General features: G+C 71.3%; 12 protein-coding genes and 1 pseudogene. 7 read left to right on the top strand and 6 right to left on the bottom strand.

What is annotated here, in order from left to right; all coding sequences use genetic code 11:
* Positions 1-197: 197 nt before the first annotated feature.
* The 3 genes from J3P30_RS05040 to J3P30_RS05030 form a co-directional block, all read right to left on the bottom strand.
* Entirely contained in the window at positions 198-1,007 is an 810-nt protein-coding gene (locus tag J3P30_RS05040; RefSeq protein ID WP_210479867.1) for a creatininase family protein, read from the bottom strand.
* A 190-nt stretch (positions 1,008-1,197) separates the two neighbouring features.
* Positions 1,198-2,130 (bottom strand): CPBP family intramembrane glutamic endopeptidase, encoded by a 933-nt coding sequence (locus J3P30_RS05035; RefSeq protein ID WP_210479866.1) that lies wholly within the window; start codon positions 2,128-2,130, stop codon positions 1,198-1,200.
* A 176-nt stretch (positions 2,131-2,306) separates the two neighbouring features.
* On the bottom strand, positions 2,307-3,362 hold the full coding sequence (locus J3P30_RS05030) for a DNA polymerase IV (protein WP_210481871.1): 1,056 nt from the start codon (positions 3,360-3,362) through the stop codon (positions 2,307-2,309).
* Between the two features lie 159 nt (positions 3,363-3,521).
* Between J3P30_RS05030 and J3P30_RS15080 the strand changes: the two are divergent.
* Positions 3,522-4,037: pseudogene (locus J3P30_RS15080) on the top strand (beta-galactosidase); the annotation flags it as partial.
* Between the two features lie 484 nt (positions 4,038-4,521).
* Positions 4,522-5,907 carry a beta-galactosidase gene (locus J3P30_RS15075; protein ID WP_246852709.1) on the top strand — a complete coding sequence of 462 codons (1,386 nt, stop codon included), beginning with the start codon at positions 4,522-4,524 and terminating at the stop codon, positions 5,905-5,907.
* On the opposite strand, the gene J3P30_RS05020 is transcribed toward J3P30_RS15075, so the two are convergent.
* Positions 5,841-6,440, bottom strand: a complete 600-nt coding sequence (locus J3P30_RS05020) for a putative glycolipid-binding domain-containing protein (protein ID WP_210479865.1) — start codon at positions 6,438-6,440, stop codon at positions 5,841-5,843. The genes J3P30_RS15075 and J3P30_RS05020 overlap by 67 nt on opposite strands.
* Positions 6,441-6,704: 264 nt before the next feature.
* Between J3P30_RS05020 and J3P30_RS05015 the strand changes: the two genes are divergently transcribed.
* From J3P30_RS05015 to J3P30_RS05000, 4 genes are all read left to right on the top strand, one after another.
* Positions 6,705-8,024: an ABC transporter substrate-binding protein gene (locus J3P30_RS05015; RefSeq protein WP_210479864.1), complete on the top strand. Its 1,320-nt coding sequence runs from the start codon at positions 6,705-6,707 to the stop codon at positions 8,022-8,024.
* A gap of 67 nt (positions 8,025-8,091) precedes the next feature.
* Positions 8,092-9,090: a carbohydrate ABC transporter permease gene (locus J3P30_RS05010; protein ID WP_210479863.1), complete on the top strand. Its 999-nt coding sequence runs from the start codon at positions 8,092-8,094 to the stop codon at positions 9,088-9,090.
* On the top strand, positions 9,087-10,004 hold the full coding sequence (locus tag J3P30_RS05005; RefSeq protein ID WP_210479862.1) for a carbohydrate ABC transporter permease: 918 nt from the start codon (positions 9,087-9,089) through the stop codon (positions 10,002-10,004). The genes J3P30_RS05010 and J3P30_RS05005 overlap by 4 nt, the downstream gene beginning before the upstream one ends.
* A 76-nt stretch (positions 10,005-10,080) precedes the next feature.
* Entirely contained in the window at positions 10,081-10,728 is a 648-nt protein-coding gene (locus tag J3P30_RS05000; protein ID WP_210479861.1) for a hypothetical protein, read from the top strand.
* 52 nt (positions 10,729-10,780) lie between these two features.
* On the opposite strand, the gene J3P30_RS04995 is transcribed toward J3P30_RS05000, so the two are convergent.
* On the bottom strand, positions 10,781-11,455 hold the full coding sequence (locus J3P30_RS04995; RefSeq protein ID WP_210479860.1) for a rhamnogalacturonan acetylesterase: 675 nt from the start codon (positions 11,453-11,455) through the stop codon (positions 10,781-10,783).
* Positions 11,456-11,568: 113 nt separating this feature from the next.
* Between J3P30_RS04995 and J3P30_RS04990 the strand changes: the two genes are divergently transcribed.
* The gene (locus J3P30_RS04990; RefSeq protein WP_210479859.1) at positions 11,569-12,165 is read left to right on the top strand and encodes a LysE family translocator; all 597 of its coding nucleotides are present in this window, start codon (positions 11,569-11,571) and stop codon (positions 12,163-12,165) included.
* On the opposite strand, the gene J3P30_RS04985 is transcribed toward J3P30_RS04990, so the two are convergent.
* Entirely contained in the window at positions 12,145-12,798 is a 654-nt protein-coding gene (locus J3P30_RS04985) for a type 1 glutamine amidotransferase (RefSeq protein WP_210479858.1), read from the bottom strand. The genes J3P30_RS04990 and J3P30_RS04985 overlap by 21 nt on opposite strands.
* Positions 12,799-13,057: the final 259 nt, after the last annotated feature.

Raw genomic sequence — 13,057 nt, 5'->3', positions numbered from 1 at the left:
GATTAGGTTCAAGTTCACCGCTAACGCCACATGGAGCTCGCTGCGCCACCCTTCGCCCGGGTCGCGAACGGGAGCCGATCAGAAACGGCGTCGGATCCCGGCGGCATTTCTTGTTGGAGTGCCGAGGGGCGGTGTCGCACCCCCGTGGTCGGCTCAGCGCTCACAGGAGTCCCTCCCGCGCCGTTCTCAGGCGCCCTCTACTCTCCGCGAAGCGGCGCCCGGGACCCCTCGAAGAACTCGTCCTGCAGCCGCCGCGACTCGTCGTCCGCCTTGATCGCGCGCACCGCCCGCACGACCGCCTGCGCCATGAGGTCGAGCAGCCTCTCGCCCGCGTCGGCCGTCGCCGGCGCGGCGTCGCCCTGGTAGTGGGTGGGATGGTCGGCGTACCACCAGATGCCGGTCTGGACGCCCGCGGCCCGGAGGTCGCGCAGGCGCCCCCTCGCGGCACCCTCATCGTCCTCGGGCACCTGGTCCATATGCACGAGGTCGGGTCGCTCGCGGAGGATGATGCTCGTCTCGCTGGGGCCCGCGTGGCCGTCGCTCTCGGGCGCCCACGGCAGGTCGACCCCTCCGCCGAAGATCTCCATGAAGGGCTGGACGAGGTACACGACGTAGTCCCGCGGGCGGTACAGCTGCAGCATGTTGAACAGGCTCACGAGCCCCGCGTTGCCGCCGTGCGCGTTGACGAGCACGATCTTCGGGAAGCCGTTGCGGGCGATCTCGCGGCAGACGTTGTCGAGAAGCTGCACCATGAGCTCGGGGTCGATCGCGATCGTTCCCGGAAGGTGCCGGGCCTCCGGGATCTGGGTGTAGATGTGATCCGGGAAGACGACCGCCGGCTCGATCGCCGCTGCCCGAGTGACGACGGCCCGGCCGATGAAGGTGTCGGTGCCGAGCGGGAGATGGTGGCCGTGCCGCTCGACCACGGACAGCGGCACCAGGCAGACGCCCTCGCTTCGCTCCACTGCCGTCACGAACGCGTCGCCCGTGAGCTCCTCCCAGCGCATGCCGTCTCCCACCTTCGTCGGTCTGGACCCGACCCTACTGGGGCGTCCGTCCACGACGACACCCGGACGGAGAGAACGCCGCCGGCAGCCCGGCGGCGTTCCTCGTATCCGGCTGGGGGAGCCGGCATCGCCCGGAGCGGCGTCCTCGGGATTCTTTCGTGGGGATCCGGACGGCGTCGCCGCGGGGCCGTCAGCGGGCCGCGGACACAAGGTCCGGAGCGGTGGTCCGCTCCTCCACCTGCTGAGCATCGAGGAGGCGGCGGTGCTCCTTGGTCATCCGCCCGCGGAACACGATCGCGATCGTCACGGTGAGCAGCACGACCGCGATCGGCTGCGCCAGCATTCGCACGTCGCCCTCCACGAAGGCCGCGACGATCCCGTCGCTGCCCGTCGTGCGGTTGAACACCGCGTGCAGCAGCCCCACCAGGAGGATGCTGTCGCCGGTCGCGCGGAGGAAGGTCCCGTACATCGACCGCACGAGGATGCCGAACACGAAGTAGATCGCGAACGCCACCGCGAGTCCGAGCAGGGTCACCTCGACGCCCATGAAGAACTCGAGGGGCAGGTGCACCAGGGCGAACGGCACGGCGGAGAGGGCTGCGACGGCGAACAGGTTGTGCCGTCGCTCGAGCGTGCTCTGGAACACCCCCGCCCAGACCGCCTCCTCGAAGACGTTGATGAGGAGGAACGTCTCGGCGAGCAGCAGGAGCTGGGTCACGAACGTGCTGGGAAGGTCGACCGGCTGGAGAGTGTCCCCGGCGAGCACCGCGATCCCGGCGGTCAGCAGGGGGAGCGCGACGAGGGCGGTGATCCACCAGCCGGGGTTGACGCGCCACCTCAGCATCCGCCGGAACAGGTCGCGCACTCCGTCGCGGCCGCGGCTCGCCCAGGTCACGTAGACCGCGGTCGGGAACAGGGCGAGCATCATGACGCCGGCGGTCACCTGCTGCGGGTGGATCCCGAGCCCCTCGATGATCTCCCCCGAGATCCAGCCGTGGTACGCGAGACCCCAGACGGACGCGAACGCGTAGGCGATGCCCACGCCGGCCACGCTGAGCGTGGCGATGGGATGCCGCTGCGCGATGCCGTGAAGGCCTCGTCGAGCGGGAACGTGCTTATTCATCGAACTGCCTTTCTGCGATTCATCGAGCTGCCCGTCGGGCATGCCGAGAATCTGCCGCTGCTCCGCCGCCGGCACCACGGACAGGGGCTCGAACAGTTCCCGGACAGTTCGGATGTCCGGGGCCGGGCCGCCTCGCCGAGTCCCCGAGCGGGATCCGCGTCGGGCCCCGATCACCCTCACCAGCCGCTGCGGGTGGGAGTGTGCCCCTCACGGGCATCGTCCGGCATCGTCATCTCGGCCCGGAACCCCAGAAGGCGGATGGATCGCCCGGGCTCCATCCGTCCGGCGAGCTCACGCGCGCGGGCGAGCACGACCTCCGGGTCGGTGGTCTCGGGGATCTTCTTGACGAACGTCTTCGTCAGAAACGGCGCGTAGCGCACCTTGAGCGTGAGGCTGATGACGGGCCGCCCCTCTGCGGCGACGTCCTCCATGACGCGCGCCACGAGTTCCGCGAGCGCCGCGTCGACCTGCGCGGGCTCGGTCAGGTTCTGCTGGAACGTCGTCTCGCGGCTGTGGCCGCGCGCCACCCAGGGGGTGTCGTCGACGGCCCGGGCCCCCTCGCCGCGTCCGAGCTGGCCGTACCACGGGCCCATGCGCGGCCCGAACTCCCCGGCGAGAACGGCCGGATCGGCCGCTGCGAGCTCCGCGACGGTCAGGATGCCGTGCGTCGCGAGGCGCCGCGAGACGGCGGAGCCGACGCCCCACAGGTCCTTCGTCGGCCGGTGTCCCATGACCTCCAGCCAGTTCGCGGCGGTGAGCCGGAACACGCCGCCCGGCTTCCCGAACCCGGTCGCGACCTTGGCCCGGACGAGAGTGTCCCCGATGCCGACGCTGCAGTGGAGCCGGGTCCGCTCGAGCACGGCCTCCTGCAGCCCGCGGGCGTACGCCTCCGGGTCCTCCGTGCGCACGCCGACGAACGCCTCGTCCCAGCCGAGCACCTGCACGGTCGCGCCCGGCTGAGCTCGCAGCGTGGCCATGACCTCCGCCGAGGCGGCCGTATACGTCTCGGCGTCCACAGGCAGGATCACCGCGTCGGGCACCTTGCGGGCGGCGAGACGCAGCGGCATGCCGGAGCCGACCCCGTAGGCGCGCGCCTCGTAGGACGCCGTCGACACCACCGCGCGCTCCGCCGGATCCCCGCGTCCGCCCACGATCACGGGCCGGCCCGCCAGCTCCGGGCGCCGGAGCACCTCGACGGCCGCGATGAACTGGTCGAGGTCGACGTGAAGCACCCAGGGGCTACCGGTCCCGCTCACCCGACCAGTCTGGATCCCGGCCCCCGTTCCCGACAGGACCGCGGGCGACGAGGCGCCGTGGGAGCCCGCACGGCGGATCGATAGTGTCGAGAGCGGATCCGGCAGCCGAGCCGAGTCTGCGATCCGAGGGGGACGATGAGCACGAAGCCCGGGACCGCGGCGGCACCCGCCCTGAGGGCCCGGGCGTCGTCCTGGCCGGTCGACGAGCGGCGGCCGGCCATGGCCAACCGGGAGGACGTCCGGCCCGGCCTGGAGCTGACCAGCCGCTCACTGTGGCGGAACGGCGTCCCGTGGATCCCGGTGTCGGGGGAGATCCACTACAGCCGCATTCCGCGTCACCGCTGGGCCGAGCGCGTCCGGCAGGCGCGGGCGGGCGGCATCACCGTCGTCTCGTCCTACGTGCCGTGGCTGCACCACGTGCCCGAGCGCGGCCGGCCGCGCTTCGACGGCAACCTCGACCTCGCGGCCTTCGTGGACCTCTGCGGCGAGACCGGGCTCGACGTCGTGCTCCGCATCGGGCCGTGGGTCCACGCGGAGATGCGCAACGGCGGGTTCCCCGACTGCGTCCAGTCGGCGCCGGTCGCGCACCGCACCGACGACCGCGGCTACCTCGACCTGGTGCGCGAGTGGTGGACGCAGCTGGCGGCGGCCCTGGACGGCCGGTGCGTTCCGGAGAAGGTCCTCGCGATCCAGCTGGAGAACGAGCTGTACGACCAGTCGGGGCACCTGATCACGCTCAAGAGGCTGGCCCGGGAGCTGGGGATGACGGCGCCGCTCTGGACCGCGACGGGGTGGGGGAACGCCGCGCTCCCGCCGGAGGAGGTGTTCCCGCTCTTCGGCGGCTACGGCGACGGCTTCTGGGTGGACGCCGATGCGCGATGGCATCGGACCTTCCGGGAGCACTTCTTCTTCTCCGAGACGTGGGACGACCCGGGGATCGGCGCCGACGTCGGCCAGCGGAAGGACTTCGCCGCGACCGCCGAGAGAGCGGGAGCGGACCTCTTCCCGCCCGCGACGTGCGAGCTCGGCGGCGGCATGGCGACGGCCTACCACCGCCGGCCCCTCCCGGCGCCCCTCGACATCGCGACCGTGGCGCTGCAAGATCGGGAACGGCTCCGCCTGGCAGGGCTACTACATGTACGCCGGGGGGACGAACCCGGCCCGCGGCCTGCAGGAGTCCCAGGCGACGGGATACCCGAACGACATCGTCGCCCTCAGCTACGACTTCCACGCACCCATCGGCGAGGCCGGTCTCCTCGCCGGAAGCTACGCCGAGCTGCGCCGCCAGCACGCCTTCCTGGCGGCCTTCGGGCCGATGCTCGCCGACCTGCCGTCGAGCCTCCCCGACGTGCGCCCGAGCGGAGTCGCCGACCGGTCGACCCTGCGGTGGGCGCTGCGCGCCTCCCCGCAGGGCGGGTTCCTCTTCCTCGCCTGGCGCCAGCCGCACGAGCCGCTCGATACCTACGAGGCGGCTCGGTTCCGAGTGCAGCTGGGCGAGGAGGAGCTCCTGCTCCCCTCCCGGCCCGTGGACGTCCCGCCCGGCACCCTCGCGTCCTGGCCGATCGGGCTCACGGTCGGCGGGGTGCGCATCGGGTGGGTCACCGCGTCGGCTCTCACGCTCCTTGGCGGTCCTGTGCCGACGCTGGTCCTCGTGGCGCAGCCGGGGGTGCCCGTGGAGCTCGCGGTGCCGCCCGAAGCGGGGGCGGTCGGCGCCGGCCGCACGGGACGCTCGGGATCATGGGAGACGTACGGCATCACCCCGGGGCGCTCCGCGGTCCGGGTCCGGGCACCGCGCGGAGCGGTGGACGTCCTCGTCCTCTCCGCCGAGGACGGATCGCACGCCTGGGTGCGCGAGGGCTCCGAGGCAGGAGGCGAGCGCGAACTCCTCCTGTCGCCTGACGCGCTCACGTGGGGCGAGAGCGCCGTGCTCGGCGTCTCGGTGACGGGAGAGCCCGACGTGCAGCGCTACGACGTCGACACGCGGGAGTTCCGGCCGGTGGAGCTTCGCCCGCTGACGGCGGCCCCTCTGGCGGCTGAGGTCCTCCCCGTGCAGCGGCGTCCGGCGGGCACCGTGCCGTCCGACTACGGCTTCCACGACGGGCGCCAGTCGGCTCCGACCGATTCCGCCGTCGAGACCCGGGCCGCCGTGTACGAGCTCGAGCTTCCGCCGTGGGCGCTGGACGGATCGGGGGACGTGAGCATCCACATCGAGTGGGCCGGGGATGTGGCGGAGCTCCGCGTCGACGGAGTCGCGGTCAGCGACCGGTTCTGGGACGGCTCGTGCTGGTCGATCGACGCGAAGGACGTCGGTGTTCAGCAGGGCCGTGCCGTCACCCTCCACGTCCTGCCCCTCGCCCCCGACTCAAAGATCCGGTTGCCTGCTGCGGCGGACGAGCGGCGTCGGCAGTCGTGCAACGCGCTGCTCGCCGTCGATCGGGTGCGGATGGAGCGCCGTCAGAGGTGGTCGAGCGACACCGGGGGTCCGTCCTGGCGCTCCTCCGCCTCCCACAGGCCCTCGTAGCGGACCACCCATCCCCGGGCGTCGGTGTCGAGGTGCGCCGAGAAGAGCTGACCGTCCACGACGGCGTCGAACCGGTAGAGGTGCTCGCCCTCACGGCTGTATGTCTGCTCGAGCGGCTCCAGCCGACGCTCGGGAAGGCGGAACCAGGCCGCGCGAGCGGGCGCCGACTCTCCGACTCGCAGGCCGAGACGCCGGATGGCGAGCGTGTTCGTCGACGGGGTGGCGCTCAGATCGACGTCGAGCGCGCCGGCCACCTCGGGGATCGAGCGGCCGCTCCGCAGCCACCTTCCGCGCCCGTCCGCGGTCAGCGCCAGCTCGACCGGCCGGCCGCCGACCTCGCCCGTCGCCGCTGCTGATCGTGTCCGCCAGCGTCTGTCGCAGAGGATCCGGTAGGTGAGCCGAGTCGGGACGCCCTCCTCCTCGAACTCGAGCTCGCCCCAGAGTCGCCAGCCGTCGGGCGCCCGCTCCAGGCGCGCCTCTTCCCACCCCGGCGCGTCGAGTCGCCGCCACCGTATGCCCCCGGAGGAATGCACGGGAATCGGTCCCTCCCGCCGTTTCGAATCGCGGCGTCCGCCTCCGCTCATGTTGCCTCGTGCTCCCGGTGCTGTCGATCGCCGAGACCCCCTCGCCGGGCGGGCGAAGAGGGGCGGAAGACGCGCTCGGAGCGTCGGGTAATCGTTTTCCCGATCGTGTTGACCTAGGTGGCGCGATTCTGTACCGTTCCCCGGGAAGCGCTTTCCCGAAGTGCTTCGGCCCCTCAGGCACCAAGAAGACGATGACGTTCCGGGAGGACAACGATGTTCAGATTCCTTAAGGGGCGCGCCCTCGGCGCAGGCGCCCTGATCGGGAGCGCGGTTCTCGCGCTCAGCGCGTGCTCGGGAGGAGGCGGCGGTGGCGCCGCCGAGCCGGCGGCCACCTTCGACCCGGACGAGAAGGTCACGCTCACCATGACCTTCTGGGGCAACGACATCCGCGCGGGTCTCTACGAGGAGGTCATCGCGGCCTTCAACGAGGAGTACCCGAACATCACGGTGAACTCCTCGTTCCTCGGCTTCCCCGAGTACTGGGAGAAGCGCCAGACCGAGGCGGCCGGCGGCGGTCTTCCCGACGTCATGGCGATGGACATGAACTACCTGCGCCAGTACTCCCAGAACGGGCTGCTGCTCGACCTCGAGCCCTACCTCGGCAACATCATCGACACCGAGCCGCTCTCCGAGGAGATCGTGGGCACCGGTGTGGTGGACGGCCAGACCACCGGCATCCCGACCTCGACCAACGCCTGGGGCATGTACACGAACCCGAAGCTGCTCGAGCAGGTCGGCGTCGAGGACTTCCAGGGCGGGGACTGGGAGGACTACCAGGACTGGATGAAGGAGGTCACCGACGCGGCGGCTGCGGCGGGTGTGCAGCTGTGGGGCGGGACCGACTACACGGGCCGCATCCAGAGCTTCGAGATCCAGCAGCGCGCCAACGGGCAGGACCTGTTCACCGAGGACGGCGAGCCCAACTTCACCGAGGAGGACCTCGCCGAGTACTGGGAGTCGGGCTCCGAGATGCGTGAGGGCATCACCGTCCCGCAGCAGCGCCTCGAGGAGGTCTACCCGCTGTCGGGCTTCGACACCGCCATCGCGGCGAGCGAGCTCACCTGGGACAACTTCGGCTCGGGCTACCTGGGCAACCTGGGCGCGGAGTACACCGAGCTCGGACTCGTGGAGCCGCCGGTGACGGAGGAGGGCGCCAAGGACCTCTACCTGAAGGCCTCCATGCTGCACTCGATCTCGGCCGAGACCGAGCACCCCGAGGCTGCGGCGACGTTGGTCAACTTCCTCATCAACTCGCCTCGGTCGGGCGAGATCTTCGGTAGCAACCGGGGCATCCCGGCGTCGGAGACCGCGCTCGAGGCGGCGGAGCTCGACCCGATCAGCCAGCAGATCGCCGACTACGAGGCCTCCATCGAGGACCGCCTCGGCGAGGCTCCGCCCGTGCCGGTCGTCGGCTACGGCACGCTGGAGGAGAAGTTCCGTCAGATCGGCCAGGAGCTCGGGTTCGGCACCATCACGGTGGACGAGGCTGTCGACCAGTTCTTCAACGAGATGGACGTGGTCCTGAACCAGTAGTCCCTCTCCGGGCCCGGGCCTCGCGCCCGGGCCCGGACCCCACCGCAGACCGAAGCTCCAGACGACGATGCCGGAGACAGCAGTGAGCACGACTACGACGACAGCGGTCGCTGACGCCGGCGCGGGACGCCCGTCGCCCCGACGCTCCGCCGATTCGAACCGGCCCGGCCTGCGCGCCCGCACCGTACGCGAGAGCGTCACCGGGTACACCTTCCTCATCCCCTGGCTGATCGGTTTCTTCGGGCTGACGCTCGGCCCGATGATCTACTCCCTCTACCTGTCCTTCACCAGGTACAACCTCTTCAGCGACCCCCGATGGACCGGGCTGGACAACTACGTCCGCATGTTCACGGAGGATCCGCAGTTCATGCAGTCGGCGCAGATCACGCTGATCTACGTGCTCGTCGGCACCCCGATCAAGCTCGCGGCCGCCCTCGGCGTGGCGATGCTGCTGAACTACCGCGACCGCGGGTCCGCCTTCTTCCGCTCCGCCTTCTACGCGCCGTCCCTGATCGGCGCCTCCGTCTCCGTGGCGATCGTCTGGCGGGCGATGTTCGCGAACGACGGGCCCGTCGACAACGGGCTCAGCCTCTTCGGCATCAACCTCGGCGGCTGGGTGGGCAACGTCGCCCTCGTCCTGCCCATGATGATCCTGCTCGCGGTCTGGCAGTTCGGCGCGCCGATGGTGATCTTCCTCGCCGGCCTCAAGCAGGTGCCCAAGGAGCTCTACGAGGCCGCCGAGATGGACGGCGCGGGCGCGTTCCGCCGCTTCCGCGCGGTCACGATCCCGATGCTCTCGCCGGTCATCTTCTTCAACCTGCTGCTCGAGCTGATCGGCGCGTTCCAGGTGTTCGCGTCGGCGTACATCATCTCGAACGGCAGCGGCGGCCCGGCCGGAATGACGAACTTCATCACCGTCTACCTCTACAAGCGCGGCTTCGCGGACGTGCAGATGGGCTACGCGGCCGCCATGGCGTGGGTGCTGCTCATCGTCGTCGCGATCATCGCCGCGATCCTCTTCCGGACCCAGCGCAGCTGGGTGCACTACGCAGGAGACAGCCGATGACCACCACGACGGACACCCCTCGCTCCGAGATCGCCGGCCCGCTGACGCTGGGCGCGCGCGGAGGGCGGCGCCGGGTCAAGCGGAAGACGGTCCAGACGATTATCTGGGCCGTGGTCCTCACCGCGTTCTGCCTCCTGGTCCTCTACCCGCTGGCCTGGCTGCTCTTCGCCTCGTTCAAGCCGAACTCCGAGTTCGGCTCGAACCCCGGGCTCCTGCCGAACGCCCCGACCATCGACAACTACTTCAAGGTCGCCGAGGGCATCGCGGGCGTCCCGCTGTGGCGGTTCTTCGCGAACTCGCTGCTCCTGGCGGGCGCTGCGGTGGTCGGCACGCTCTTCTCCTCGGCGCTCGCGGCGTACGCGTTCGCCCGGGTGCGGTTCAAGGGCGCGGGGATCCTCTTCGCGGCGATGATCGGCACGCTCCTCCTGCCGTTCCACGTCGTGATCATCCCGCAGTACATCCTGTTCAACCGGCTCGACCTGGTGGACACGTTCTGGCCGCTGATCCTGCCGCGGTTCCTCGCCACGGAGGCGTTCTTCGTCTTCCTGATCGTGCAGTTCATCCGCAACATCCCGCGGGACATGGACGAGGCCGCCCGCATCGACGGAGCAGGCCACGGCCGGATCTTCCTGTCGATCATCCTGCCGCTCATCAAGCCGGCACTGATCACGAGCGCGATCTTCGCCTTCATCTGGACCTGGAACGACTTCCTCGGCCCGCTGCTGTACCTGACGTCGCCGGAGAACTACCCGCTGCCCATCGCGCTCAGGCTCTACAACGATCAGACCTCCGGCTCGGACTACGGCGCAACGGTCGCCGCGTCGTTCATCGCGCTCGTGCCGATCCTCCTGTTCTTCATCGTGTTCCAGCGCTTCCTCGTGAGCGGAGTCGCGACGCAGGGCCTCAAGGGCTGACGTCGCCGTATCGTCGGAGGTGGTCCGGATGCCGCAGCTGATCGCGCCGCCCGGACCACCGAGGACGGGCGGGAAGATGAACCGACGCGAGCTCCGGGCCGCCCGGCGCCGTGACCTCGACGGGAGCGGGCCCTCGCGCCTCGAGACGCCGGCGGCGCGGTTCCCGGGGGCGTCCGGCTCCTTCGCGCTGCTCGGCGAGGTGCTCCTGACCGGGATGCTGATCGCCGTCGTCGCGCTCCCCGTGGTGACCCTGCCCGCGGGGCTGGCGGCAGGCGTCCGGCACCTCGGGCGGTATCTCCGGGCCGAGGACTCGCGGCTGAGCCTGTTCTGGCGGGACGTGCGCGCGGGCATCCTTGGCGGGATCGGTGTCGGAGCCGCGACCCTCGTGCTCGTGCTCATCCTCCTCGCCGACCTGCTGCTCGCCTCGAGCGGGGCGATCCCCGGCGGGCCCGTCATCATGGCGGTCGGCTGGCTGGGGCTCGCCGCGGTGGCGGTGGCCCTGTGTCTCGCCGCCGGTGCCTGGCGCCCGCGCCTCGGCTGGGCGGGCGCCGTGCGGCGGGTGCCGCGCCAGCTCAGCCGCGACCCGGCGGGTGCACTCTACTTGGCGGCGGCCGTCGGCGTCACGGCCGTGGTGACGTGGCAGCTGGTCCCGCTGCTCGTGCCGGCGCTCGGCTGCGTGGCCCTCGCCATCGTGGCGGTCCCTCGCCGGGCCCGGCGACGGTGACCCTCGCGCCCGCGCTTCCGAGCCGACGGCTCGCGCGGCCGGCCGGGGCGCCTCAGCTCAGGAACTGCGAGCCCATGCTCTCCCGGTCGCCGTCGCGACGCTCGATGGCCCGGAGCGACCGCGCGACGAAGGCGGCCACCTTCTTCGCGCCGCGCTCGTGGAAGTGGGTGTTGTCCTCGAGGCCGTCGGGCCAGTGCGGATGCCGACCCGGCGCGAAGTGGCTCAGGAGATGCTTCGACTCCTCGTCCCCCAGCTCCTCGTACAGCCACGACGTGAAGACGGTCAGGTCGATGACCGGCACGTCGAGCGCGTGCCCGAGGTCGCGGACCGCGTTCGGGTAGTCCCCGTGGGACGGGCGGACCGTGCCGCCGTCGAAGTACCGCCGCTCCACCGAGGTGCAGAGGACCGCCGTCGCGCCTCTCGCCCGCACGTCGGCGATCATCCGCGAGAGGCGGTCGGTGTACCCGCCTCGGGAGCCCAGCAGCTCCGGCTGCTTCTGGTCGTTGTGCCCGAACTGCAGGATCACGGTGTCGCCGGGCGCGACCTCCTCGAGCAGCCGCCCCCACACGCCCTCCGCCAGGAACGACTCGGTCGTCGCGCCACCGAAGGCGAGATTGCGCACAGGCGCATCGACGAGCGGACCGAGGTGCGGTCCCCATCCGCTCATGGGCTGCTCGTAGTCAGGGCAGGCGGCGACGGTCGAGTCGCCCGCGAGGTGGTAGGTCATGGAACCCGTGACCATATCCGGCGCGGCGGCGCTCCGCTACCCCGCGAACGCGACGCCGCCTCTCGCCCGTCCCCTGTCTACTCTGGACGCGGCGGCGACAGGGAAGGGGACAGGTGACGGTCGAGTTCCTGCTGACCGCGCTGGTCCTCGCGCTCCTGCCGGGGCCGGGCGTGATCTACGTACTGGCGACGGGCGTCACGCAGGGTGCCCGGGCCTCGGTGCTGGCCGCGGCGGGCTGCGTCCTCGGCGCGACGCCGTACCTCGCGGCGGCGGGCGCCGGCCTCGACGAGCACATCACGTCGAACGCCGTGGCCTTCGAGGTCCTGAAGTGGGCGGGCGTCGCCTACCTGGTGTTCCTCGGTGTGCGCACGTGGCGCAGCCGCCGCCAGTACGAGCTGCACACGCCTCCGCGGCGCTCCGCCGTGCGCCTCCTCGGCTACGGGGCTCTGCTCAGCCTCCTCAATCCGAAGCTGCCGATCTTCTTCTACGCGTTCCTTCCCCGCTTCCTGATGCCGGATCGGGACGACGTGATCCTCCTCAGCATTGTGTTCCTCGCCCTCGTCGGGGTCGTCTACTCCGGGTACGGGCTGCTCGCCTCCACCCTGAGCCGCCGGCTCCTCGCGCGGCCCCGGGCTGCGGGCTGGACGCGCCGCATCTTCGCGTCCTGCTACGGGCTGCTCGCCGCCCGGCTAGCGCTGCAGACCGTCTGACGCCGTCAGAGCCGCGGTGAAGAACCGGTCGTAGATGCGGCTCGCGCCGGCCGTCGCGTCCGGCAGGTTCTCCTCGGTGCCGACGCGGACGCGGACGGCCTGGGGGGACGCCGCCCCGAAGTCCTGCGCGCTCCATCCGTCGACGATGCCCGCGGTCACCTCCGGGTGGTACTGCAGGCCGAGGTGCCGTCCGATCCTGAACGCCTCCAGGCACGTGGCGCTGCGAGCACGGACGACGGCGCGGGGAGGGGCGAGGATCTCGTCCCCGTGCCACGACAGCCACCGCCCGGCGAGGACGTCGTCGTCCGCATCGACGTCCGTCCAGCCGCGGACCGTCTGCGCCGCGCGGCGCACCTGCCCACCCGTCAGCAGTGCCAGGAGCTGCGCGCCGAAGCAGAGCCCCAGCACCGGAACGCCCCGCTCCACGAGCGGCCGGAGGAATCGCTTCTCCGAGCGCAGCCAGTCGAGGGAGTCGTCGTACGCCGATGCTTCGCTGCCGAGCACCACGACCGCGCTCCAGCTCCCCTCCGGGAACTCACCGCTGCGCGCATCGACGAGTCGCCATGGGATCCCCCGATCATCGAGCCAGGCTGCCAGATTGCCGGATCCGACCGCCGCCTCGTGCTGGAGCACGAGCACCTCCCCCCCGGCGATCGCATCCGCTCACGCTAGCAACCCGCATCGCTCGCTCTCCCGGTGCTCCGCGCCTGCGCGCGAATAGCAGATGAACATCCGAACGTCACGGGGTGACAGCGCCCCCACGAGCCCCGTAGTGTGACCCGAGTCGCCGCGAGGACCCTTAGCCTCGCTCGGCCGTCGCCCGCCCGTGGGTGACGACCCCGCCATCGTCGCCGACCCGCCGGCGACGAGGGTCCCTTCTCTCTCCCCGGCC

Origin of the sequence: Naasia sp. SYSU D00948 (assembly GCF_017916515.1) — a bacterium.
Taxonomy (GTDB): Bacteria; Actinomycetota; Actinomycetes; order Actinomycetales; family Microbacteriaceae; genus Naasia.
The sequence above is the reverse complement of the archived record's forward strand: the minus strand, read 5'-3'. Positions and strand labels throughout refer to the sequence as shown.